We start from the raw sequence: 23,865 nt of genomic DNA, 5'->3' as shown, positions 1-23,865 counted from the left end.
ACGGTCGGAATACCAGGGGGGTGCGGGTCGCTGAGGGAGGCATGACTGTTCCCAGCATCACGCTCCTCGACCAGACGACCATCCCGCAGCTCGGGTTCGGGGTCTTCCAGGTCCCGGCGGAGGACACCGCCGAGGTCACCTCGACCGCGCTCGAGGTCGGCTACCGCCACATCGACACCGCCCAGATGTACGGCAACGAGGCCGGCGTCGGCGACGCCCTGGCCTCCTCCGGCCTGGCGCGGGACGACTTCTACGTCACCACCAAGCTCAACAACGGCAACCACCGGCCCGACGACGTCCGCCGCTCCTTCGAGGAGTCGCTGACCAAGCTCAAGCTCGACCGGACCGACCTGTTCCTCATCCACTGGCCGCTGCCGACGCAGTACGACGGTGACTACGTGTCCACGTGGAAGGCGATGGCCGCGCTGGTGACCGAGGGCCTCACCGCCTCGGTCGGCGTGTCCAACTTCAACCCCGACCACCTGCAGCGCCTGGCCGACGAGACCGGGGTGCTGCCCGTGGTCAACCAGGTCGAGGCGCACCCCTACTTCGTCAACGACGCCGTCCGCGAGGCCTCGCTGGGCCACGGCATCGAGGTCGAGGCGTGGTCCCCGATCGCCCAGGGCGCCGTCCTCGACGACGCCACGATCGGCCAGATCGCCGAGAAGTACGGCAAGACCGCCTCGCAGGTCACGCTGCGCTGGCACGTCGAGCGGGGCGACATCGTCTTCCCGAAGTCGACCAAGCGGGAGCGGATGACCGAGAACTTCGGCATCTTCGACTTCGCCCTGACCCCCGACGAGGTCGCGACCATCACCGGTCTCGACAAGGGCACCGACGGTCGTACGGGCCCCGACCCCGCCACCTTCGACTACATCCCCGACTGAGCCGTCGCGGCCCCGGCCGCCCCGTCTCGCACGTCGAGCCCGTCCCCCGCACCGGGGGACGGGCTCGCTGCGTACGGGGACCGGGTCAGCCGACCCGGACGGTGACCGGGTTCGAGGTGGTGCCGTCGCTGCTGTCGACCATCCGGAAGCGGTTCGGGCCGGTCTGTCCGCTCTGCACGAAGGTGGAGAAGGAGCCGGCGGTGACCGCGACGGTGGCGTTGAACTCGACCCAGGTGTCGCCCTCGTAGCGCTCGACCTGCAGCACCCGGCCGTCGCCGTCGGCGTACTGCCCGGTCAGGTCGATCTGGCCGAAGACGCCGACGGCCTCCTGGCCGGCGGACAGCACGATCTCGGGCTCGTCCTCCTCCTCCTCGCGCTCCCGCGGGGCGGCCGAGGGGGACTCACCCCCCGGGATCGGGGCGAGCGTGATCAGCGGGTCCGGGTTGGCCTCGGTCTCCTTCGCGCGGGGCAGGACCATCCGGTCGCCGTCCTCGGCCGAGGTGGCGCTCGGGTCACCGGCGGCCGACCCGTCGCCGCCGAGACCCGCGAAGCGGGCGCCGGCCCAGGCGACGCCGCCCAGCACGAGACCGACCACGAGACCGACGGCGACCAGCGCCACGACCCCGGTCACGACGGGGTGGCGCTCGGACGGACGGGGCTGGTCGTTCACAGGCGCTCCAGGCGGCAGGGAGAGGTCGGGCCCGACCATTGTCGCGGGGCGCGCCCCGCGAACCAACCCGGCGCCCCCGACGAGCGCCTACGCTGCCCGGGTGAGGCTGCCCAGGGTGCCGACCACGGCCCCTTCCGCGCGGGGGCTCGCGTGCGTCGTGGCCCTCGTCCTGGTCCCGACCCTGGTCGGGTGCGGCGGTGAGCCCGGCGGCGACGACGCGCCAGGGCCCTCCCCCGCCGCCACCGCGGCGACCGCGAGCCCGGAGCCCGGGGCGTCCCCCGGTGCGCGGCCGGCGTACGCGGCCGACGAGGCCGACCGCGCCGCGGTCGACGCGATGCTGGCGCAGCGCGCCCAGGCCGTCCGCGTGCGCGACGAGGCCGCGTTCCTGGCCACCGTCGACGACCGCGACCCCCGACTGGTCGCGCAGCAGCGGACCCTGTTCGCCAACCTGGCACGGCTGCGCCTGGCCCGCTACGACTACGAGACCACCGGCGACCAGCTGCTGCCCGACCCGGTGCGGCGGGCGGGTCCGCGGGAGCCGGTCGTCCGGTTCCAGACTGTCGAGCACACGCAGGTCGCCGACGCGCTGACCGGGGCCGTGGGCAACGTGGTCCGGATGACCTACGTCCGGCGGGACGGCCGGTGGCTGGTCGGGCAGGAGAAGGCGGCCGAGCAGGTCGCCGGCGGCGAGGGGCACCTGCGGCCGTGGTTCGGCGGGCCCGTCGACGTCGCCGACCGCGGCACGCTCGTGGTGCTCACCGACGCCGCCGACGCCGGCCTGGCCGACGCCCTCGCCGACATCGTGGAGGAGTCGGTGACCGCCGACGCGGCCCTGCTGCAGGTGGCGCCGGACCGGCAGGTGCTGGTGGACGCCACGGGCAACGGCCCCACGGTCCGGCTCAACACCGTCGACGAGGAGGAGGCCGCCGCGATCTACACCGGCGTCTTCGACGTCGACGCCCAGGGCCGGCGGACCACGCTGAGCGGCGGCACGATCCGGATCAACCCCGACCTCACCGCCGCCGAGCTCACCGGCGACCCCGGCCTGCTCCGCCACGAGGTCGTCCACCTGCTGCTGCGCCGCTACACCGGGGTGCTGCCGATGTGGCTCTCCGAGGGCGTCGCCGAGTACGCGCGCTGGTACCCGTTGACCACCCGCGACCTGCGGGTCACCCCCGAGCTCTGGCAGCGCGTCCAGGCCGCACCGCACCGGCTGCCGGGGGCCGGCGTGTTCCAGCTCGACCCGGCGGTCAACTACCTGGTCTCCCAGGCCGCCGCGCAGCACCTGCTCGCCCGCGGCGGCCCCGTCGCGCTGCGCTCGCTGCTCGAGGGCTACCGCTCGGGCGTGGACGCCGGGGCCGGTGTGGACGACGGCGACCTGACCGACCGGCTGCTGGCCGACGTCTACGACACCACCGAGGCCGAGGTGGTCGACGGGGCGTGGGACGCGCTCGGCGAGCTCGACCGCTGACCGCGCGACCTCACCGACGCCGGAGCCGGACCCGGGCCCCGTCGCGCGGGACGCTGGTGATGTTGCGGACCTTCGGCCGGTCCGGGCCGACCGCCTCCACGTCGTAGGTCGCGAGCACCGCGCGCAGCACCTCGACGCCCTCCATCAGCGAGAAGCCGGCCCCGATGCAGCGCCGCACGCCGCCGCCGAAGGGGATCCAGGTGTTGGGCGCCGGGTTGGTGCCGACGAAGCGGTCGGGCCGGAACGCAGCGGGGTCGTCGAACGCCTCCGAGCGCGCGTGGCTGACCACGATCGAGGGACCGACGGTGACCCCCGCGGCCAGGTCGAGGCCGTTGATCGTGGCCGGCTCGACCAGGGTGCGGTTCACGATCGGGATGATCGGGTGCAGCCGCATCGACTCCTTGACCACCGCCTCCAGCCAGGCGTCGGCCTCGACGTCCCGGTCGTCCTCGGTCCCGGCGCGGGCCGCGGCGGTCGAGCGGGCGAGCAGGTCCTCGTCGCGGCCGAGCTCCCACAGCGCCCACGCCAGCGCGCTGGCGGTCGTCTCGTGGCCGGCGAGCAGCAGGGTGATCAGCTGGTCGCGCAGCTCGGTGTCGCCCAGGACGTCGGCCGTACGCCCCTCGAGCTCGGCCTCCCGGCTGGCGCGCACGAGACGGGACAGCACGTCGGCGCGCTGGTCGAGGTCGGCGGCGTCGCGGCGCTCGCGGACCTCGGCGAACAGCAGCCGGTCGAGCTCGTGCTGGGTCTGGACGGTGCGCCGCCACAGCCCGAACCGCTGCAGCACGGGGTAGCTCCAGCCGAGCAGGACCGCCGGGCTGACGTCGACCGTGGCGTTGACCCGGGGCCGGAGCGCGGCCAGCCGCCGCTCGTCGGTGACGCCGAAGACCACCCGCAGGATGACCTCGAGGGTCACCGCGTTCGTCCGGTCCAGGGTGGCCAGCTCGTCGCCGTCGGACCAGTCGTCGACCTCGGCGCGGGCGATGTCGCGGACCAGGGCGCGGTAGCCGTGCAGGGCCTGGCCGTTGAAGGCCGGCATCAGCAGCTTGCGGGCCCGCTGGTGCTCCGCACCGTCCTGGAGCAGCAGCGAGTGCTGGCCCATGATCGGGCCGAGGATGCCGTTGGCGCGCCCGGCGTGGAAGACCGCCGGGTCGGCGGCGAAGACCTCCCGGACGTCCTCGGGCCGGGTGAAGAGCACCAGCGGCTGCCCGCCCGGGACGAGCCGCACCGTGAACCGGTCGCCGTACCGGCGAGCCAGCCAGGGGTGGAAGCGGTGCCGGAAGCGCAGCAGCGCGACGGTCTGCAGGATCGCCGGCCACCGCGGACCCGGGGGCAGGCCGTCGTCGCCGACCCGGGGTTCCTCACCTCCGGTCGGGCGCATCACCGTGAACCGGTGCCGGGTCTCCCCGGTGGTGTCGGGCAGGCCGGGCGGGAGATCGACGCTCACCATCTCCACATACTAGGAGTACGGCGCCTAGGCTGGGGCGCGTGGAGCTGCACGAGGTCGTCCGTCGGCGGCGGATGGTGCGGCGCTTCACCGACGAGCCGGTCGACCCGGCCGTCGTGGACCGGGCGCTGGACCACGCCACCCGCGCCCCGAGCGCCGGGTTCACGCAGGGCTGGGGGTTCCTCGTCCTCGACACCCCCGCCGACGTCCGGCGCTACTGGGAGGCCTGCGTCGACCCGGCCGGCCTGGCCTCCCCCGGGCGCTGGCTCGCGGGGATGATGACCGCGCCGGTGCTGGTCGTGCCGTGCAGCAGCCGCGCGGCCTACCTCGACCGCTACGCCGAGCCCGACAAGGGCTGGACCGACCGCGACCCCGACCGCTGGGCGATGCCCTACTGGCACCTCGACACCGCGATGGCCTCGCTGCTGGTCCTGCTGACGGCGGTCGACGAGGGCCTCGGCGCCTGCTTCTTCGGCATCCCCCGGGAGCGGTACGACGCCGTCCGCGCAGCCTTCGCGATCCCCGACGACCACGAGCCGGTCGGCGTGGTCGCCCTGGGCCACCCCGACCCGACCGCGAGCGCCGCCACCGCCGCGGGGTCGCCCTCGCGCCGCCGCCGCCGTCCCCCCGACGAGGTCGTCCACCGCGGCTCCTGGCCGAGATGACGCTCGCGGACAGCCGAGATGACGCTCGCGGCGCCTCGAGATGACCGTTCCGGACAGCCGGCCCCGACCTCGTCACCCCAGCCGGTCGTGGGAGTCGGCCTGGCTGAGTGGTCGCTAGCCTGCGTGCGTGCTCGACGTGCTCCTTGCCGCCGCGACCCTCGGCGTGGCCGGGCTGGACCCGGCGGGCGCCGCGATCGCGGTCGCGGCCCTCGCGGCAGGCGCACGCGAACGGCACGTGCTGGTCTTCGCCGCCGTCGTGCTGCTCGGCACCGCCGGGTGGGGCGTGCTGCTGTCCATGACGCTGGGCAGGCAGCTCGACGGGTTCGCCTGGACCCGGCTCGTGCCGCCGGACGGCGCTGCGGCGCTGATCGAGCTGTCGGTCGCGGTGGCGCTGCTGTCGTGGGCGGCGGTGCGGTGGCGCCGGCCCGACGCACGCCCGCCGCGGCCGGGCGGGGGCCGTACGGGTGGGGCCGGCCTGGCGGTCCTGGGCGCCGGGTTCGCGCTCACTGCCGTGCTCGACCCGACCTTCGTCGCGCTGGTGGTGCTGGCCGGTCGCGACGGCTCCGCAGCGACCACCGTGACCGCCCACGTGCTCTGGATCGTGGTCAGCCAGCTGCCGCTCGTCGTCCTCGCCGCGGCCGTGCTGCGGGGACGGCACGAGGGGGCGGTGGCGTGGTTCCAGCGCGTCCTCGCCCGCTGGCGCCCGCTGCTGGCGGCTGCCGGGACGCTGGCGCTGGTGCTCGCCGGCGGGGTGCTGGCGCTGGACGTCGCCTGGTGGGTCGCGTCGGGCCGCTTCCTCGTCCTGCCCGGCCTGGCCGCCGGCGGGTGAGGAGGGCTGTCCGCGAGCGTCACCTCGGCTGTCCGCAAGCGTCACCTCGACTGTCCGCAAGCGTCACCTCGGCGGGGGTTGCCCGGGGCGGCGGCCGTCGTAGGCTGGACGCGAGATGAGCCAGGCTCCCGACGACTTCGACCTCGGTGACCGCCTCGCTCGCGCCGAGGGCGACGAGCAGCGCGGGCGTCACTCCTCGCACAAGGACGCCCGGACCGGGCGGTCCGCCGCCGCGATGCGGATCCAGCAGCAGCAGACCTGGGTCGAGGAGCAGCTGCGGATCGCGATGGAGCGCGGCGACTTCGACGACCTGCCCGGCGCGGGACGGCCGATCCGGGACCTGGGCCAGTCGCACGACCCGGACTGGTGGCTCAAGCGGCTGGTCGAGCGGGAGAACATCACCGTCCTGCCGGCCAGCCTGCAGCTGCGCAAGGACGACGCGGCGCTCGACGAGCGGCTGGACGCGCTGGCGGTGGAGAGGGAGGTCCGGCGCGAGGTCGAGGAGTTCAACGCCCGCGTCATCCGGGCCCGTTACACCCCCGCCGACGGCACCCCGCCGCTGATCACGATGCCGCGCGACGTCGAGGAGACCCTCGCCGGCTGGCGCGGGCGCCGGGCCGCCCGGACCGCCGAGCTGGCCGCCCGCCGCGCCGCCGAGGACGCCGCACGACCCCCGCGGCGCCGGTGGTGGCAGCGGCGCGCCCGCTGAGGGAGCCGCCCGGTTAGATCGGTCACAGCCGCGCACCCCGCCGCGCTGCTAGGTTCCGCGCCATGTCACGCAGCGCCAAGGACTTCTTCCGCCCGCTGGCCGTGGGTGCGCCCATGCCGGTCCGCGAGGTCCCGGCCCGGCCCAGCCGCGCCATCCACTTCTTCGACCCGAGCAACGCCAAGATGGCCGGCAAGGTGCCCGGGATGGTCGGCACCGTTGACGTCCTCCTCGGCAACCTCGAGGACGCCGTCAAGGCCGACAACAAGGTCGCCGCCCGCGAGGGCCTGGTGCGGATCGCGCAGGAGACCGAGGGCCTCGGCGGGCCCGACGGACGCAGCCAGTTGTGGACCCGGGTCAACGCCCTCGACAGCCCCTGGGCGCTCGACGACCTGACCACCCTGGTGCCCGCGATCGGGCACAAGCTCGACGTGGTCATGGTCCCCAAGGTCGAGGGCGCGGAGGACATCCACTACGTCGACCGGCTGCTGGCCCAGCTCGAGGCCAAGGCCGGCCTCGACCACCCGATCCTGGTCCACGCGATCCTCGAGACCGCGCGCGGCGTGGCCGACATCGAGGAGATCTGCGCGGCCAGCCCCCGGATGCAGGGGCTCTCCCTCGGCCCGGCCGACCTCGCCGCCGATCGGCGGATGAAGACCACCCGCGTCGGCGGCGGCCACCCGGGCTACCTCGTCCGCCAGGACCCCGCCGACGGCAGCCCCGAGGCGATCGGCGCCGCCCGGACGACCTACCAGCAGGACCTGTGGCACTACACGATCGCCCGGATGGTCGACGCCTGCGCGATGCACGGCCTCTCCCCCTACTACGGCCCGTTCGGCGACATCGCCGACACCGTGGCCTGCGAGGACCAGTTCCGCAACGCCTTCCTGCTCGGCTGCGTCGGCACCTGGACCCTCCACCCCAAGCAGGTCGACATCGCGCGCCGCGTCTTCAGCCCGAGCGTCGAGGACGTCGCCCACGCCCGCCGGGTGGTGGCCGCGATGGGCGACGGCACCGGTGCGGTGATGCTCGACGGCAAGATGGAGGACGACGCGTCCCTCAAGCAGTGCCTGGTGATGGTCGACCTCGCCGACCAGCTCGGCGCGATCGACCCCGACCTCAAGGCGCAGTACGACGCCATCCCGGCCGCCGGGGCGTCGGCGTGAGCGCCGGCGAGCAGGAGCTGCTCCGCCCCCGCCGCTCGGTCCTCTACATGCCCTCCTCCAACGCCCGGGCGCTGGAGAAGGCCAAGGACCTCGACTGCGACGCCCTGATCCTCGACCTCGAGGACGCCGTGGCCCCCGACGCCAAGGCCGCGGCCCGCGAGGCCGCCTGCGCCGCGGCCGGCTCGGGCGCGTACGGGCACCGGGAGCTGACGATCCGCGTCAACGGCGCCGACACGGCCTGGCACGACGACGACCTCGCCGCGGCCTGCGCGGCCGGCCCCGATGCGATCGTGGTGCCGAAGGTCGACAGCGCGGGCGCCGTGCACGCGCTCGCCGACGCCCTCGAGCGCCACGGCGCCCCCGACCGCACGACCCTGTGGGCGATGGTCGAGACGCCGCGCGCGATGCTGCACGCCGAGGAGATCGCGGCCGCCTCCGAGCGCCTCACCGTCCTGGTGATGGGCACCAACGACCTGGTCAAGGAGCTGTATGCCGAGCACGTCCCCGGCCGTGGCCCCCTGCTGACCGGACTCTCCCTCGCGCTGCTGGCCGCCCGGGCGACCGGGCGGGTGATCCTCGACGGGGTCTACAACGACGTCAAGGACACCGACGGCTTCCTCGCCGAGTGTCGCCAGGGCCGCGAGATGGGCTTCGACGGCAAGACCCTGATCCACCCCGGCCAGGTCGCCGGGGCCAACGAGGCCTTCTCACCCTCCCCGGAGGCCGTCGAGGACGCCCACGGCGTCCTCGAGGCCTGGGAGCAGGGGGCCGGCTCGGGTGTGGTCACCTACCGCGGCCGGATGGTCGAGAACCTCCACGTAGAGTCCGCGCGCCGCACGCTGGCGCTGCACGACGCGGTGTCGACCGGCCGCTGACGCCTCCTCCGGCCGACCGGGCGCGGGGCACCTCCCTCATCCCTGAGGGTGCTTCAGCCCGCTCTTGTCTCGTCACCGGGACTTGGAGGAAGAACCCCTGACGGCACGGGACCTGGGACCTACGGTCTGCTCAGAGGAGACCACTCCTCTGATCAGCCCTTGGCCGTGCCCCCGCACGGCCGACCCGAGGAGGATCCCCCGTGCGACGTCTCACCGTTCTGCTGCTCTCACTAGCCCTGCTGGGCCTGGCCTACGCCGGCGGCGCGTCTCCTGCCTCGGCTGCCAAGGCCAAGGTCAAGCCCACCCCGTTCGCCTTCTACGCCTCCGGCTTCGGCACCAAGCTGATCGGCGGCGACGTCCCGGCGGACTCCGCCAAGACCGCCGGCAAGGTGCTCAGCTGCACCAACCTCGGCAACATCCGCCGCGGCAACAACATCGCCGACGCCACCGTGCCCGGCACCTCGCTCAGCGTCGGCGCCGCCACTACGGCTCTTTCCACGATCGCGAAGCCGGCCAAGGGCCTGTACGCCTCGGTCGCCCGCGAGACCATCGCGGACATCACGCTGATCGACACCCCGCTCGGCTCGGCCTCCATCAAGGGCCTCACCTCCACCGCGCGCACCGAGTCCCGCAAGGGCAAGCTCAACGCCTCGACGAAGATCGACATCGGCCGGATCACCTTCCAGCCCGCCGGCGGGCTGCCCGCCCAGACCTTCCCGGCCCCCAGCCCCCAGCAGCCGGTCACCATCCCCGGTCTGGTGACCCTCGAGCTGGGACGCCCGCTCACGCGCGACAACGGCGACGTCGCCAAGGCCTTCGCCAGCAGCCTCAAGGTCACGCTGATCCCGTCCAACACCAAGGTCACCGTCGGCAACGCCCGCGCCCGCATCGAGCGCGGCGTGCGCACCGGTATCTTCAGCGGCTTCGCCGCCGGCCTCCGCGGCACCGCCGTGGACGACAACGTCAAGATCGGTCGCAACCCCCTGCTCCAGATGCCGTGCGTCGGCACCAAGGGCAAGCTCGAGGAGCGCGCCCTCGCCGGGGTCGACCTCGGCGGCCAGGTCGACGTGGGCGCCCTCGAGGTGGCCCAGCGCAGCAACAACCGGGCCAAGAGCGCCAGCGGCTTCGAGCGCGCGAACGTCGCCGACATCTCCCTGGCCGACGGCGCCCTCCAGATCGACGGCATCTTCTCGAAGGCCCAGGCCAAGCGGGTCGGCGGCAAGGTCACCAAGAAGGCCACCTCGGGCGTCGCCCGGATCATCGCCAACGGCGAGGCGCAGGAGCTCCCGTCGCCCGGTGACACCCTCGAGATCCCGGGCCTGGCCTCGATTACGCCCCAGGTCGTGACGAAGTCGCGCAACGGCATCGAGGTCATCGGCCTGCGGATCCAGCTGGTCGAGGGCGACCTCGCCACCGTGGACCTCGCCGTGTCGCGGATCAAGATCGGCAAGGGCGTCATCCGACGCTGACCCCCCGGACCGGGGCGCGCCCAGCACGACGGCGCGCCCCGGTCCCCCCCGGCCGTCCCGGACCCCGGCGGCTGCTTCCCACCTCTCCAAGACTTCCACGGTGATCACCATGTCGGTCAGCCACGTCCCGTCCGCCACCAGGACCCTGCGCGTGCTCCGCTTCCTCGCAGACCACCAGACGCCGGTCTCGCTGGAGTGCATCGCGCGCTCCTGCGACCTGCCCCGCAGCACGGCCTACCACCTGCTCGGCACCATGGTCGACGAGGGCTTCGTCGTGCACTTCGCCGCCGAGCACCGCTTCGGCCTCGGCCTCGGCGCCCAGGAGGTCGGGCTCGGGTTCGCCGGCCAGGACCTGCTCGTGCGCGTGGCCCGCACCCCGTTGGCGATGCTCGTGGACCGGCTCGGCGTCTCCGCGTACCTCGCGGTCGGCCAGGGTCGCGAGATCGTGGTCCTGCACGAGGAGCGCGGCACCCAGATGCCGCCCCTGCTGACCCGCCCGACCCGGCTCCCCGCCCGGTTGTGCGCCTCGGGCCGCGCGATCCTCGCCGCCACCCCCCTCGAGCGTCTGCGGGCTCTCTACGCCGCACCGGCCGCCTTCGACGACGGCCAGCCCCGTGGACCACGGGACCTGGCCGCGCTCGAGGCGGTGCTGGAGCGCGTACGCCGCCAGGGCTTCGCGGTCCAGGACAACGAGATGCGCCCCGGCCTGGCCGGTGTCGCCGCCCCCGTGAGCGGCCTGCCCCACGGCCTGCCCGCCGCCGTCGCCCTCACGCACCGGCGCGAGCCGACCAACGTGCTCAGCGGGCGCCTGGGCCAGGAGGTCCAGCGGCTGGCCCGCGCCCTGAGCACGGCCGTGGCGACCCAGGAGGCGGCGGTCTGACCACGGCAGGGTCCCCCCGGCGGGTGTGGGTGTCCCCCCTCGCCCGTCTGACAGGTTGAGGGTTTCCCCCTGTCGAGAGGTCCCTCATGAGCACCACCACCATCGTCATCATCGTGGTCGTCGTCGTCCTGCTGATCGCCGCGGCGATCGCCGTCGCCCTGGCCGCGCGCAAGAAGAAGGCCACGGCCCGCCGCGAGAAGGCAGGGCACCTGCGGCAGCAGGCGGCGGCCGGCACCCCGGACGCCCAGCGGAGCCGGGCCGAGGCCCAGCGCGCCGAGGCCGACGCCGAGATCGCCCGCCAGGAGGCCGCCCGTGCCGAGCAGCGCGCGCAGCAGGCCCGGCTGGGCCACCAGACCGAGGAGGCCCGGATCGAGGACCGTGTCCGCGAGGCCGACCGGATCGACCCCGACGTGAACCAGCGCCGCGACGACTACAGCCCGCAGACGCCGGAGGCGGCACCGCAGACCCGGCCCATGGACACGACGAACGACCCGCGGACGCCCGCCGACGGCACGCACCGCGCCGCTCCGAGCACCCCCGAGGCGCCCGGGGTCCCCGGCGCTCCCGGTACCGGGACGTCCTCGCACCCCGACCGCGGGTGAAGTTACCGCCAAGTAGGATATTCCTCACCGGGCCAGGGGACTGACGGCCGCCGCCGTCGGACCTAGGCTCGCAGCGCACGTCCTCCGGACGCGCTCGAGGACGAGGAGCACACCCGCATGCAGATCGTGGCCATCGTGGTCTCCCTGGCGATCGCCGCCGTCGGCACCACCCTGTTCGTGCGGGCGATCGCGGCCATGGTCGCGGTGGTGCGCACCGGCACGCCGACGTCGCGCACCGACAACCCGGTCGGGCGCTCCCTGACCCTGGTCAAGGAGTCGCTGGGGCACACCCGGATGCTGCAGTGGACCTGGGTCGGGGGGGCGCACTGGTTCGTGATGACCGGCTTCGGGCTGCTCTTCCTGACCCTGGTCACCGCGTTCGGGCAGCTCTTCGACCCGCACTTTGTGCTCCCGTTCATCGGGCACTTCTTCCTCTTCGAGTGGGCCACCGAGCTCTTCACCTGGGTGATGCTCGCCGCGATCGTGGGCCTGTTCTCCTACCGCGTCACGCGGCCCAAGGAGCGGGTGCGCGGCGCCCGCGGGCGGATGTACGGCTCGAGCATGTGGCAGGGCTACTTCGTCGAGGCCGTCATCTTCGGGGTCGGCGTCTGCATCGTGATGCTGCGCGGCCTGGAGTACGCGCTGGCGGCCGTCGAGGGCGACGACCTCGCCTCGGCCTTCCACTTCCCGCTGACCTTCTGGATCGGCGAGGCCCTCTCCGGGCTCTCGGAGAGCACCCTGGCGAACCTGATCTTCCTGGTCGCGATGCTGAAGATCGTCATCTCCTTCACCTGGATGATCGTGGTCTCGCTGAACCTGACCATGGGCGTGGCCTGGCACCGCTTCACCGCCTTCTTCAACATCTGGTTCAAGCGCGAGGGTGACGGCTCGCTGGCCCTCGGCCGGGTCAAGCCGCTGACGTCGGCCGGCCAGCCCGTGAGCCTGGACGACCTCGAGGAGCTCGACGAGGACACCGTCCTCGGCGTGGGCAAGGTCGAGGACTTCAGCTGGAAGGGCCTCCTCGACTTCACCTCGTGCACCGAGTGCGGTCGTTGCCAGAGCCAGTGCCCGGCCTGGAACACCGAGAAGCCGTTGTCGCCGAAGCTGCTGATCACCGCGCTGCGCGACCACGCGTACGCCAAGGCGCCGTACCTGCAGGCCGAGGAGGGCGACCGCGCGGCACTGCTCGAGGGCAACGACACCCTGACCCGCGAGGTCGAGCGTCCCCTGGTCGGCGACACCGGCGACGACTGGTTCTACAACCCCGAGAGCGGCGCCGCGGTCATCGACTCCGACGTGCTCTGGAACTGCACCTCCTGCGGTGCGTGCGTCCAGCAGTGCCCGGTCGACATCGAGCACGTCGACCACATCATCGACATGCGCCGCTACGCCGTGCTGGTCGAGTCCAACTTCCCGGCCGAGCTCAACGGGCTGTTCAAGGGCCTGGAGAACAAGGGCAACCCGTGGAACATGAACGCCTCCGCGCGCCTGGACTGGACCAAGGGTCTCGACTTCGAGGTCAAGGTCGTCGGCAAGGACATCGAGTCGCTCGACGAGGTCGAGTGGCTGTTCTGGGTCGGCTGCGCCGGGGCGTACGAGGACCGCGCGAAGAAGACCACGCGCGCCGTCGCCGAGCTGCTCGACATGGCCGGCGTGACCTTCGGCGTGCTCGGCACGGGCGAGACCTGCACCGGTGACCCGGCCCGTCGTGCCGGCAACGAGTTCGTCTTCCAGGGCCTGGCCCAGCAGAACGTGGAGACGATGAAGGAGGCGAAGGTCAAGAAGGTCGTCTCGACCTGCGCCCACTGCTTCAACACCCTCAAGAACGAGTACAGCGAGCTCGGCATCGAGCTCGAGGTCGTGCACCACACGCAGTTGCTGAACAGGCTCGTGAAGGAGGGACGGCTGACCCCGGTGGCCGAGGGCGCGGGCGCCGCGAAGCGCTCGATCACCTACCACGACCCCTGCTACATCGGGCGCCACAACGGCGTCTACTCCCCGCCGCGCGAGCTCCTGCAGATCCTGCCCGGCGCCGAGGTCGTGGAGATGGAGCGCAACTCCGAGCGCTCCTTCTGCTGCGGCGCCGGCGGCGCGCGGATGTGGATGGAGGAGAACATCGGCGAGCGGATCAACATGAACCGCACGAACGAGGCCATCGGCACCGGCGCCGACCAGATCGCCGTCGGCTGCCCCTTCTGCCGCGTGATGCTCTCCGACGGCCTCACCGCCGCCCAGGACAAGGGCGACGCGCGCGAGGAGGTCGAGGTCCTCGACGTGGCCCAGATGCTGCTGGCCTCGGTCAAGGGCGTCCAGGCGACCAAGCTGGCCCCGGGCGGTGCCCCCGCGGCAGCCCCCGCCACTGCCGGTACGGCCACCGCGGCCGCGTCCGGCGGCGGCACCGACACGCTGGTCCGCGACGACGAGGCCACCCACGCCGAGCCGAGCCCCGACGACCAGATGCGCACCGAGGAGTCCATCACCCGGACCGCCGACGCCGGGCCTCTGGCCAAGGCCAGCGGCGGGTCCTCGCTCTTCGACACCCCCGCGGAGACCTCGGTCGAGGCGCCCGCGGCGGACAAGCCGGAGACCGCCTCCTCGGAGAAGTCGGTGCCGGCCGAGGCGAAGGCCGCCGAGCCGACGTCCTCCGGCGGGTCCCTCTTCGACCTCGGTGGGGGCGACGAGCCCGCGGCGGCCGCCCCGGCGCCCGCCGCCGAGAAGCCCACGGAGCCCGCCGCGACGCCTGCTGCAACGCCTGCTGCCAAGCCTGCGGAGCAGGGGCTGGGTGGCGGATCGCTGTTCGACCTGGGTGGGGACGAGCCGGCGGCGAAGGCCGCGCCTGCTCCGGAGCCGGCCCAGCCTGCCGCGAAGCCTGCCGCCCAGCCTGCCGCCGACCTGGGGTCCGGGGGCTCGCTGTTCGACCTGACGGCCGACGAGCCCGCCCCGGCCCCGGCCGCAGCCGCACCGGCGGCGGCACCGGCACCGGAGCCCACGCCGGCGGCGGAGCCCGCACCGGCGGAGGCGCCGGCAGCGAAGGCCCCGGAGCCTGCCGCCCAACCGGCAGCCCAGCCTGCCGCCCGGACGACCGACCCGGCCCGCCGGTCGATGTTCGACATCGCTGCACCGGCCGCCACCGTCGCGGCAGCAGCCTCGGCCCCGGCCCCGGCCGCTGAGCCGGCCGCCCGGCCGACCGATCCGGCCCGCCGCTCGATGTTCGACATCGCCGCACCGGCCGCCGCCGTCGCAGCAGCAGCCCCGGCTGTCGCGCCCGAGCCCGCTGTCGCGGCCGAGCCCGAGGAGGTCGTGCCCGAGCCCGCCACCAGCGAGCCGGAGCCCGCGCCCGCAGCCCCGGCAGCGGAGGCCGCCCCGGCCCCGGTGGCCGTCACGCCGGCACGGTCGATCGAGATCCCCGAGGGCGGGTCGCTGTTCGACCTCGAGGCCCCCGCCGACCCGGCTCCGGCTGCACCCGCTCCGGCGGCGACGCCGGAGCCTGCGCCGACGTCCGTGGCCCCCGACGATGAGCCGGCCGCCCCGGCCGCCTCGGCGCCGAGCGCGGTCGACGGGGACACCGAGACCGCCACGGCCGAGGCCATCGAGGCCGAGACCGCGGAGGCCGGGATCACCGAGGCCGACGCCGAGGCCCGGGCCGCCGAGGTGGAGGAGCAGGTCGCCGACGGGCGGGTCGCCGAGGACGCAGCAGCCGCCCCGGAGCCCACCCAGGCACCCGCCGCGCCCGAGGCGCCCGAGGCACCCGCGCAGCCGGCCTCGTCGGGCGAGCAGCACCAGCCGCGTACCGACGCCGACATCAGCGGGTCGAGCAGCCTCTTCGACCTCTGAGTCCCGCCGGCATGACAGCAGCGGATCACTGCCAGCAGGTGGCAGTGATCCGCTGCTGTCATGCGGCGAGCTCCGACCCGGGTCGCCGACCGACCGGGCAGCCCGGACCGCACGGACGGGCGTACGCCTCCACCCCGTGCTGCCGTAGGAAGGCCGCCACCTTGGTCGCGGTCCGGCACGGCCGGCCCACGACCTGGCCCCAGCCCAGGCGGACGGTCGCCCGCCCCGAGACCGCCACGTCCAGGTCACGCTCCAGGTCCTCGTCCCGGGCCACCGGGTCGTCGTGGTGGAGGCGGCCGTCGAGCTCGACGACGGCGGCACCGAGGGCCACGTCGCGGTACACGACGCCGGTGACCCCCGCCTCCCGTTGCTGTCGTCGGGCACGGGGCAGGCCGTGGGCGCGCTCCACCCCGACGAGGTAGCGGTGCTCGAGCACCGAGCAGGTGCCGGCCGCGGCGTCGCGCAGCACGTCCTCGGTCCAGCGGCGACGCGGGTACCGCGTGCGGTGCGCCAGGGCGGCGACCACCTGCGCGACGGTCGTACGCCGGGAGCCTGCCGCCCGCGCCAGCACCGCGACCCGGTCCAGCTCCGTGCCGGCCGCGGCGGCCGCGTCCAGCACCGCGTCGGGATACCGCTGCCGCGGTGGTCCGAGGTTCCACAGCACGGTCTCGTCGAGGCGGGCGACCTGGTGGACCACCACTCCGGCCAGCGGGGCGGGCCTGGCCCGGCGGCGGGCGACCGCGACGTGGATGGTCGGACGTGCCGGACCACCCTCCCGCGGGGGCGGACCGTCGAACGCCCGGAGCGCCGACGTGCCCTGGAGCGCGGCCGGCCAGGTCGCGAGCACGGCCGCCCAGGCGTCCTGGGTCCAGGAGGGTCGGCCGGTGTGGTCGACGTAGACCCCGGGCAGCAGGGTGGTCCACGTGCGGCCGCGCAGCATCCGCCGCACGTCGGCCGCGTCCAGCCCCGCCTGCAGGGCCTGGCGGCGCGCCAGGACGCCGTCCTGCCGCCGGAGCAGCGCGCGTACGACCTCGGGCGACTCGTCCACGACGGGCAGCCTGCGCCCCGCGGTGGGGCCGGCGCCAGGCCCAGGCGACCAGCCTGTGGACGACCTCGTCACCCCGCCATGACAGCAGCGGATCACTGCCACCTGGTGGCAGTGATCCGCTGCTGTCGTGTGCTGGGGTCGGCCGACCGTCAGCGCCCGGCGGTGTCGTCCTTCTGCACCGGCACCACGACGGGGCGGAGCCGGGCCCAGACCACGAAGCCGACGCCCACGACCAGGAGCACGATCCCGGCGATCAGGTTGCTGTTGTAGTCGTCGGCGTAGGCGACCTCCGGCGTGCTCTCGGTGAAGAGACCGGTGACGGTGAGGATCACGCCGTAGACGGCCATCAGGCCGCCGATGACGTTGCGGATGTCGAACGCACCGGCGGTGTGGGTGCGCTGCTCGAAGGCGGCCTTCTCCGAGTCGGACATCGTCGGGTCGACCGGGGCTGCGGACTGCTCGTCGTTCATGTCGTCCTCCTCAGAAGGCGAAGTTCAGGGCGATGACCATCACCAGGGCGATGCCGGCCAGCGGCATGGTGCGGCGGTACCAGGGGTAGCCGGCCTCCTCGGCGTCGACCAGGTCCTCCTTGGGCGTCTCCGAGTAGACCAGGCCCCGCAGCTCGGCCGGGTCCCTGGGCCTGGTCACCAGGGACACCACGATGCTCAGCACGATGTCGACGACGAAGGCCGTCGCGGCCGCCACGAACGCGGCCCCCTGGCCACCCAGCGGGATCACGCCCAGGCTGGCCGCGCCGAAGGCGTCCTCGGACAGGAACGCGACGAGGACCGCCGACAGGGTGCCGGCGACCAGGCCGACCCAGCCGGCGGTCGGGGTCATCCGCTTCCAGAACATGCCGAGGATGAAGGTGGCGAAGAGCGGGGCGTTGAAGAACCCGAACAGCACCTGGAGGTAGTCCATGATGTTGCTGAAGCCGGAGGCGAACACCGCGGTGCCGATCGCCACCACGGCAGCCACGACGGTGGCCCACCGGCCCACGCGCAGGTAGTAGTCGTCGGAGCGGTCCTTGACGACGTACTGCTCCCACAGGTCGTAGGACAGCACCGTGTTGAAGGCCGAGATGTTCGCGGCCATGCCGGCCATGAAGGCGGCGAGGAGGCCGGCGATCGCCAGGCCCAGCAGGCCGTTGGGCAGCACGTCGCGCATCAGGTAGAGCAGCGCGTCGTTGTACTGCACCGTCCCCTCGGCCCCGCCGGCCACGGTCTCGCCGGCCTTGAGGTCGGCGATCTCGGAGACCAGGACGGCGGCGATCATGCCCGGCACGATCGTGACGAACGGGATGAACATCTTGGGGAAGGCCCCGATGATCGGCGTCTTGCGGGCGGCCGAGATCGAGTTGGAGGCCATCGCGCGCTGGACCTCGACGAAGTTGGTGGTCCAGTAGCCGAAGGAGAGCACGAACCCGAGGCCGAAGACGATCCCGACCACCGACAGGAAGTCGTTGGAGAAGCCCGACAGGGCGTTGCCCGGCCAGGAGTTCAGCTGCTCCGAGGCGGTCGCCGAGGCCGGGTTGCTCGCGGCGGCCTCGGTGATCTTGTCCTTGAGCCCGCCCCAGCCACCGACGCGGTGCAGGCCGATCAGGGTCAGCGGCAGCAGGGCGGCCACGATCACGAAGAACTGCAGCACCTCGTTGTAGATCGCCGCGCTCAGCCCGCCCAGGGTGATGTAGGACAGCACGACGATCGCGGCCACGACCAGCGAGAGGTAGAGGTTCCAGCCGAGCATCGCCTGGATGATGCTGCCGAGCAGGTAGAGGTTCACCCCCGCGATCAGCAGCTGGGCCAGCGCGAACGAGAGCGCGTTGACCAGGTGGGCGCCCGTACCGAAGCGGCGGCGCATGAACTCGGGCACCGACCGCACCTTGGAGCCGTAGTAGAACGGCATCATCACGACGCCGAGGAACAGCATCGCGGGGATCGCGCCGATCCAGAAGTAGTGCGTCGCGGGCAGGCCGAACTCGGCCCCGGACGCCGACATCCCCATGATCTCGACGGCGCCGAGGTTCGCGGAGATGAAGGCCAGGCCGGTGACCCAGGCCGGCAGCGAGCGGCCGGAGAGGAAGAAGTCCACGGAGTCCGAGACCTGGCGGCGCGCGAGCACGCCGATCCCGAGCACGACGGCGAAGTACAGCGCGACGATCAGGTAGTCGACGAAGCTCGCCGAGATGATCGTGGCCTGGGGGATGACGGGCAGCACCGGAGGAGTCCACACCTCGGACGAGAGGTTGCGCAAGACCCCAGTAGGACCTTCTGCCCCATCCGACCCCTGCGCCCCTCACCCCGGTACCGCCGTGGCGGCATCGCGACGTCATCCTCCCTTGTGTTGACGCCATTTTGGTGTCACAGTGGCGTCATGGACCTGACCCCGTACGTCGAGAGCCTGCGCCGCGACCTCCTCGCCGCCGCCGGGGCCGACGAGCAGACCCACGCGGTGGCCGAGCGGCTCGGGTACGCCCTCGAGCCGGCCGCCCGCCTGGCCCTGATGGAGGCGGTCTCCCACGCCGCGGCCGAGATCACCGCCGAGATGGCCGGCGGAGGGGTCGACGTGCGCCTCGACGGCCGCGACCTCGACTTCGTCGTGCACGACGACACCGCGGCGGTGCCGCCGCCTCCCGCGGCTCCCCCGCCGCCGGCCATCTCGGCGGTGATCTCGGCCGCGGCGTGGGAGACCGCCTCCATCAGGGCCAGGCGGGCGGCCGGCTCGAGGGCGTACCCGAGCNGGGGTGGTCGGCGTGGCGGGGTCGGCCGCGAGGTCGATCACCCGGTCGACGTACTCGAGCGCCACCGCGTCGTGGGTCAGCAGCAGCACGGCGTGGTCGCCGGGTCCGCGCAGCACGGCCTCGAGCAGGCGCCGGCTGGTGGCCTCGTCGAGCCCGGTCGTGGGCTCGTCCAGCACGAGCAGCCGGCTCTCGCGCAGCAGCGCCCGGGCCAGGGCCAGGCGCTGGCGCTGGCCGCCGGAGAGGCTGCGTCCACGCTGGCCGACCCGGGAGTCGTAGCCCTGCGGCATCCGGGTCACGAAGTCGTGGGCGTCCGCGGCGCGCGCGGCGGCCTCGACCTCCGCGCGGGTGGCGTCGGGACGCGAGAACGCGATGTTGTCGTGGACGCTGGCGTCCAGCATCAGCTGCTCCTGCTGCACGATCGTGACCGCGCCGCGGACCGACGTCGCGGTGCGGTCGGCCAGGTCGTGGCCGTCGAGGAGCACGTGGCCGGCGTCGGGGTCGAGGGCGCGGGTGAGCAGCCGGGCCACCGTGGACTTGCCGGTGCCGCTCGGGCCGACCAGGGCGACCCGCTCGCCGGGGCGCACGACGAGGTCGAGGCCGTCCAGGACGGGGGAGGCGGCGTCGGGGTAGGTGTAGGAGACGGAGCGGAGCTCGACGCCGCCGCGGGGGGCGCCGGGCACCGGGGCCGGGAGCGGGGTCGCGCCGGGCCGGTCGCCGGCGGCCGGCTCGTCGAGGAGCTCGACGATCCGCTCGACGCCGGCGGTGGCCGAGAACAGCGAGGGGACGAGCTGGCTGAGCTCGCGGACCGGCTTGTAGCAGGTGATCAGCAGCGTGAGGAAGGCCAGCAGCCCGCCGAGGCTCAGCCGGTCGGTGGCCAGCGCCCAGACCCCGAGCCCGATGACGAGCAGCATCCCGGCCAGCTCGGCGAGGTCGACCAGCGGCAGGAACACCGCCCGGACCCGGCTGCCGGCCAGCTCGGCGGAGGCGATGGCCTCGTTCTGGCGCTGGTACGAGGCCACGGCGTCGGCCTCCCGGCCGTACCCCTGCACCAGCGAGGCGTTGGCCAGGCTCTCCTCGGTGACGCTGCTCAGGGACCCGCCGCGGCGGCGGCGCTCGCGGGAGACGTCCTTGGTGAGGCGGGCGAAGCGGGTCGAGACCCACCAGAAGACGGGCACCACGACCAGCGAGGCCAGGGCCAGCTGCCACTGGAGCCAGAACAGCGCCGCGAGGGAGAACACCAGCTGGAGCACCGCGCCGATGCCGACGGTCAGCTGGCCGACCATGAAGCTCTCGACGGCGGAGACGTCCGAGGTGAGCCGGGTCAGCACGTCGCCCATCCGGCGCCGGTCCTGGGTCAGGGACGGCTGGGACAGCACGTGGGCGAAGGAGTCGCGGCGCAGGCCGACGAGGAACTTCTGCGAGATCCAGGTGCCGAGGTAGTCGTCGGCGCCGGAGACGACGCCGGAGAGCAGGTTGAGGCCGAGGAAGACCAGGGCGAGCCACAGCAGCGGGCCGGGGTCGGCGGGGACCAGCACCCGGTCCACGAGCTGCTGGAAGAGCAGCGTCTCGGCCACGGTGATCGCCGGGGCGGCGGCGAGCAGGAGCAGCCCGAGGACCAGCCAGGCCCGCAGGGGGCGCAGCCGGGGCCAGAACCGGCGTACGACGTCGGCGATCGTCATCCCGCGGGCCTGGGCCACCAGCGGGTCGTCGTCGGCGCCGGGACGCAACGAGGCGGCGGCGCGCGCCAGGAGGCCGGTCCGCGGCGTGGGAGGATCCGGGAGCGGCCGGGCGGGTGGCTCCTGAGGTGAGCCACCCGTCCGGTCGTCTGTCGTCACGTGGACGATCCTGGGGCCCGGCGGTGAGCCGCCGGTGAGAGCCGGATGAGGGTCCTCTCATCCGGGCGCCGCCGGTGCGCCTCAGGCCTCGGCGGGGCGCTGGAGGACGAGGTCTCCGTGGGTGCCGTAGCCCAGCAGCGGGCCACCGGCCGGGGTGGAGTCGAAGCCGATCAGCAGGGGGCCCGCCGCGGTGCGGGCGAGCGTGGGCCAGGGCAGGTTGGTCGGGTAGGCCGCGTCGAGCCGGCCCACCTCGTGCAGGTCCAGGTCGAGCACGGGGTAGGTCGCCGGAGCGCCCTCGGCGTCCCGCCTGCCGTCGCGCCCGTGGCTGGCCAGCACCCGCCAGCCGTCGGTGGTGCGCAGCAGGGAGGGGCCCTCGCAGGCCGTCCGCGCGGTGGCGGCGGCGCGCAGGGTCCAGCCGGTGGGGTCGGTGGGGTCGGGGCCGCTGGCCAGGGCGGGGTGGAAGACGAAGAACCGGGTCGCCTGGACGAACGCGAGGAGCCAGGTGCCGTCGTCGTCGCGGACCAGGTGCGGGTCCCAGGTGCCGACCGGGGCGGGCCCGTCGGTGCCGGCCGGGGTGGGCAGCGGGACCGTGTCGAGCACGTGGCTGCCGCGCAGGAGGTCGGTGGTGGCGGGGACGACGGCCAGGGTCATGGCGACGTGCGGGTTGCGGTCGAGGTCGAAGTCGCCCCAGGTGCTGGTGGCGACCAACCAGCGGTCGCCGTCGCGGACGACGTGGGTGGCGTGGTCGCCGAGGACCCCGGCACGGTCGGAGCGGTGGAAGAACAGGTCGCCGCGGTGGGCGAGGACCAGCGTGGTCGGGTCGAGCGACCACACCGAGGTGTGCCCCGTCCCGAAGCCGCCCGGCCCGGCCGAGGTGGCGCTGAGCAGCAGCAGCCCGTCGTCGTCGTAGGCCGTGCCGTCGGCGTGGGTGACCAGGTGCGGGTCACGCAGGCCGAGCTGGCCGAAGGTGCCGGCGCGGTCGGCGCCGGGCTCGGCCCGCAGCCCGGCCAGCCACGCCGCGTCGAACGGGTCCGGGGTGGTCGCGGGCTCGCGGCTGCGCAGCTCGGCGAGGTCGAGCACGGCCCGGGCCCGCCAGGTGCCGGCCTCGCGGGTCCAGGCGGTCGCCAGGGAGCCGGTCAGCGTCACCGCGAGCGCCTCGGCGCGGGGCGAGCGGGCGTGGCGCCGGCTCTCGTGGCGCGAGGTGGCGCCGTCGTGGTCGAGCTCGAGCCAGGTCCGGCCGGAGCTGCGGCGCGCGCGCAGCGCGGTGAGGGTGCCCCCGGCCGGACCGGCCGCGAGCCCGACCACCGCGTCCCCGTCGGGGGAGGCGAGGTCGAGCTCGGCGGCGGCGTACGGCGCGGCCACGACGCTGGTGCCGGGCTGGGCCAGGGCGACCGGGCGCCGTCGTGCGACCGGGACCAGCGGCGGGAGCGCGCCGAGGTCCCAGGCGTCGGGGTGGGTCACGGCGCGGGGTTGTCCACCTTCGCGCCGGTGGCTTCCTCGTGCTGCTTGCGTGCCTTCTCGATCTTCTCCATCAGCTCGGTCTCGTCGCGCATCATCCGCTTGGACTCCGGGCCGAGCGACTTGACCTGCTCGGCCTCCTCGACCAGCGCGCAGTAGACGCGCTCCCGCTCGGCCTCGTCGGTGGTGTAGTCGAGGTCGAGGTAGGCGTTGACGTGGCGGCGGGCGTTGCCGATCGCGACCTTGGCGCGGCCCTTCTTGCTGACCAGCGAGGCGACGACGGTGACCGTCAGCAGCCCGAGGATCACGCCGAGCGAGACGCCGGTGCTGATCTCGGTCACCTCGATCGGCTCACCGCCGTTGATGAACGGCAGGTTGTTCTCGTGCAGCGCGTGAAGGATCAGCTTGACGCCGATGAAGGCGAGGATCGCGGCGAGGCCGTAGGAGAGGTAGATCAGGCGCTCGAGCAGGCCCTCGATGAGGAAGAACAGCTGGCGCAGGCCGAGCAGCGAGAACGCGGTCGCGGTGAACACGATGAAGGTGTTCTGGGTGAGCCCGAAGATCGCGGGGATCGAGTCGAGCGCGAACAGGATGTCGGTGCCGCCGATGGCGACCATGACCAGCAGCATCGGGGTCAGCACGCGCTTGCCGTCGACCTCGGTGAAGAGCTTGTCGCCGTCGAACTCCGGCGAGGTGCGCACGAGCTTGCGCGCCACCTTGACCATGAAGTTCTCGTTGTCGTGCGGGTCGTCGTCGCTGACCTCGCCCTTGAGCATGTTGCCGGCGGTCAGGATGAGGATCAGCCCGAAGAGGTAGAAGACCCAGGCGAACTGGTTGATCAGCGCGGCGCCCAGGAAGATGAAGCCGGTCCGCGCGATCAGCGCGAAGATGATGCCGAAGAGCAGGACCTTCTGCTGGTCCTCGCGGGGCACCTTGAAGCTGGTCATGATGATCAGGAAGACGAAGAGGTTGTCGACCGACAGCGCCTTCTCGGTGATGTAGCCGGCGAAGTACTCCCCGCCCATCGTGCCGCCGCCGAACCACAGCACGACGAGCCCGAAGACCACGGCGATGCCGACGTAGACCGCCGACCAGACCGCGGCCTCCTTGAGCGAGGGCACGTGGGCCTTGCGGGTGTGGAACACGAAGTCGTAGACGAGCATCGCGAGGATGAGCGCGATGGTCGCGGCCCAGACCCAGGTCGGCACGGTCATGGTGGAACTCCTCGTCGGTGGCGGGCCCTGCGGGGGGCGGGCGCGTCGGGGGCAGGTCGACGCCGGGAACAC

19 protein-coding genes are annotated in these 23,865 nt (G+C 73.7%); 11 read left to right on the top strand and 8 right to left on the bottom strand.

The genetic code is table 11. The features are described 5' to 3' along the window. Positions 1-41: 41 nt before the first annotated feature. Positions 42-887: an aldo/keto reductase gene (locus GV155_RS01415; RefSeq protein WP_160004572.1), complete on the top strand. Its 846-nt coding sequence runs from the start codon at positions 42-44 to the stop codon at positions 885-887. An 85-nt stretch (positions 888-972) separates the two neighbouring features. Here GV155_RS01415 and GV155_RS01410 read toward each other — a convergent pair whose 3' ends face one another. Then, a complete protein-coding gene (locus GV155_RS01410) occupies positions 973-1,557 on the bottom strand; it encodes a hypothetical protein (protein WP_160004570.1) in 585 nt (194 codons plus the stop codon). A gap of 100 nt (positions 1,558-1,657) precedes the next feature. Here GV155_RS01410 and GV155_RS01405 point away from each other — a divergent pair, with 100 nt between their 5' ends. Then, entirely contained in the window at positions 1,658-3,028 is a 1,371-nt protein-coding gene (locus GV155_RS01405) for a hypothetical protein (RefSeq protein ID WP_160004568.1), read from the top strand. Positions 3,029-3,038: 10 nt separating this feature from the next. Here the strand turns inward: GV155_RS01405 and GV155_RS01400 are convergent, their stop codons facing one another. After that, a complete protein-coding gene (locus tag GV155_RS01400; protein ID WP_236553826.1) occupies positions 3,039-4,475 on the bottom strand; it encodes a cytochrome P450 in 1,437 nt (478 codons plus the stop codon). Positions 4,476-4,513: 38 nt separating this feature from the next. Between GV155_RS01400 and GV155_RS01395 the strand changes: the two genes are divergently transcribed. The 9 genes from GV155_RS01395 to GV155_RS01355 all read left to right on the top strand — a co-directional run bounded on the left by GV155_RS01395 (position 4,514) and on the right by GV155_RS01355 (position 15,498). Further along, positions 4,514-5,137: a nitroreductase family protein gene (locus GV155_RS01395; RefSeq protein WP_160004566.1), complete on the top strand. Its 624-nt coding sequence runs from the start codon at positions 4,514-4,516 to the stop codon at positions 5,135-5,137. Positions 5,138-5,264: 127 nt separating this feature from the next. Next, complete coding sequence (locus GV155_RS01390) at positions 5,265-5,966, top strand: hypothetical protein (protein WP_160004564.1); 702 nt, start codon at positions 5,265-5,267, stop codon at positions 5,964-5,966. A gap of 115 nt (positions 5,967-6,081) precedes the next feature. After that, positions 6,082-6,675: a J-domain-containing protein gene (locus tag GV155_RS01385; RefSeq protein ID WP_236553824.1), complete on the top strand. Its 594-nt coding sequence runs from the start codon at positions 6,082-6,084 to the stop codon at positions 6,673-6,675. Positions 6,676-6,737: 62 nt separating this feature from the next. Continuing rightward, a complete protein-coding gene (locus tag GV155_RS01380; RefSeq protein WP_160004562.1) occupies positions 6,738-7,838 on the top strand; it encodes an HpcH/HpaI aldolase/citrate lyase family protein in 1,101 nt (366 codons plus the stop codon). Then, positions 7,835-8,713 carry an HpcH/HpaI aldolase/citrate lyase family protein gene (locus GV155_RS01375; protein ID WP_268892561.1) on the top strand — a complete coding sequence of 293 codons (879 nt, stop codon included), beginning with the start codon at positions 7,835-7,837 and terminating at the stop codon, positions 8,711-8,713. Before GV155_RS01380 ends, GV155_RS01375 begins: the two co-directional genes overlap by 4 nt. Positions 8,714-8,913: 200 nt before the next feature. Then, positions 8,914-10,182, top strand: coding sequence for a choice-of-anchor P family protein (locus GV155_RS01370; RefSeq protein WP_160004560.1), 1,269 nt, complete (start codon positions 8,914-8,916; stop codon positions 10,180-10,182). 109 nt (positions 10,183-10,291) lie between these two features. Then, positions 10,292-11,062, top strand: a complete 771-nt coding sequence (locus GV155_RS01365) for an IclR family transcriptional regulator (protein WP_236554436.1) — start codon at positions 10,292-10,294, stop codon at positions 11,060-11,062. A gap of 86 nt (positions 11,063-11,148) precedes the next feature. Further along, positions 11,149-11,664 carry a hypothetical protein gene (locus GV155_RS01360; protein WP_160004556.1) on the top strand — a complete coding sequence of 172 codons (516 nt, stop codon included), beginning with the start codon at positions 11,149-11,151 and terminating at the stop codon, positions 11,662-11,664. 117 nt (positions 11,665-11,781) lie between these two features. Next, positions 11,782-15,498 carry a (Fe-S)-binding protein gene (locus GV155_RS01355; RefSeq protein ID WP_160004554.1) on the top strand — a complete coding sequence of 1,239 codons (3,717 nt, stop codon included), beginning with the start codon at positions 11,782-11,784 and terminating at the stop codon, positions 15,496-15,498. Between the two features lie 58 nt (positions 15,499-15,556). On the opposite strand, the gene GV155_RS01350 is transcribed toward GV155_RS01355, so the two are convergent. The 6 genes from GV155_RS01350 to GV155_RS01325 form a co-directional block, all read right to left on the bottom strand. Beyond that, on the bottom strand, positions 15,557-16,546 hold the full coding sequence (locus GV155_RS01350; protein WP_201300012.1) for a hypothetical protein: 990 nt from the start codon (positions 16,544-16,546) through the stop codon (positions 15,557-15,559). Between the two features lie 149 nt (positions 16,547-16,695). After that, entirely contained in the window at positions 16,696-16,977 is a 282-nt protein-coding gene (locus tag GV155_RS01345) for a hypothetical protein (protein ID WP_160010672.1), read from the bottom strand. 49 nt (positions 16,978-17,026) lie between these two features. Further along, a complete protein-coding gene (locus GV155_RS01340; protein ID WP_160010670.1) occupies positions 17,027-18,751 on the bottom strand; it encodes a sodium:solute symporter family protein in 1,725 nt (574 codons plus the stop codon). A gap of 535 nt (positions 18,752-19,286) precedes the next feature. Next, positions 19,287-20,965 (bottom strand): ABC transporter ATP-binding protein (locus GV155_RS21075; protein ID WP_442938854.1); only part of this gene is annotated, 1,679 nt, incomplete at its 3' end. A gap of 237 nt (positions 20,966-21,202) precedes the next feature. Then, complete coding sequence (locus tag GV155_RS01330) at positions 21,203-22,582, bottom strand: hypothetical protein (RefSeq protein ID WP_160004550.1); 1,380 nt, start codon at positions 22,580-22,582, stop codon at positions 21,203-21,205. Next, complete coding sequence (locus GV155_RS01325) at positions 22,579-23,793, bottom strand: TerC family protein (RefSeq protein ID WP_160004548.1); 1,215 nt, start codon at positions 23,791-23,793, stop codon at positions 22,579-22,581. The genes GV155_RS01330 and GV155_RS01325 overlap by 4 nt, the downstream gene beginning before the upstream one ends. Between the last annotated feature and the right edge of the window lie 72 nt (positions 23,794-23,865).

This window comes from Nocardioides sp. AX2bis, assembly GCF_902506435.1.
Classification (GTDB): domain Bacteria; phylum Actinomycetota; class Actinomycetes; order Propionibacteriales; family Nocardioidaceae; genus Nocardioides.
Note: the sequence above shows the minus strand (reverse complement) of the source record. Positions and strands in the feature narration are given on the sequence as shown.

Coding starts and splice junctions, on each gene's coding strand:
- GV155_RS01415 (WP_160004572.1), top strand. CDS start 42: ATGACTGTTCCCAGCATCACGCTCCTCGACCAGACGACCATCCCGCAG.
- GV155_RS01400 (WP_236553826.1), bottom strand. CDS start 4,475: ATGGTGAGCGTCGATCTCCCGCCCGGCCTGCCCGACACCACCGGGGAG.
- GV155_RS01385 (WP_236553824.1), top strand. CDS start 6,082: ATGAGCCAGGCTCCCGACGACTTCGACCTCGGTGACCGCCTCGCTCGC.
- GV155_RS01380 (WP_160004562.1), top strand. CDS start 6,738: ATGTCACGCAGCGCCAAGGACTTCTTCCGCCCGCTGGCCGTGGGTGCG.
- GV155_RS01365 (WP_236554436.1), top strand. CDS start 10,292: ATGTCGGTCAGCCACGTCCCGTCCGCCACCAGGACCCTGCGCGTGCTC.
- GV155_RS01360 (WP_160004556.1), top strand. CDS start 11,149: ATGAGCACCACCACCATCGTCATCATCGTGGTCGTCGTCGTCCTGCTG.
- GV155_RS01355 (WP_160004554.1), top strand. CDS start 11,782: ATGCAGATCGTGGCCATCGTGGTCTCCCTGGCGATCGCCGCCGTCGGC.
- GV155_RS01345 (WP_160010672.1), bottom strand. CDS start 16,977: ATGTCCGACTCGGAGAAGGCCGCCTTCGAGCAGCGCACCCACACCGCC.
- GV155_RS01325 (WP_160004548.1), bottom strand. CDS start 23,793: ATGACCGTGCCGACCTGGGTCTGGGCCGCGACCATCGCGCTCATCCTC.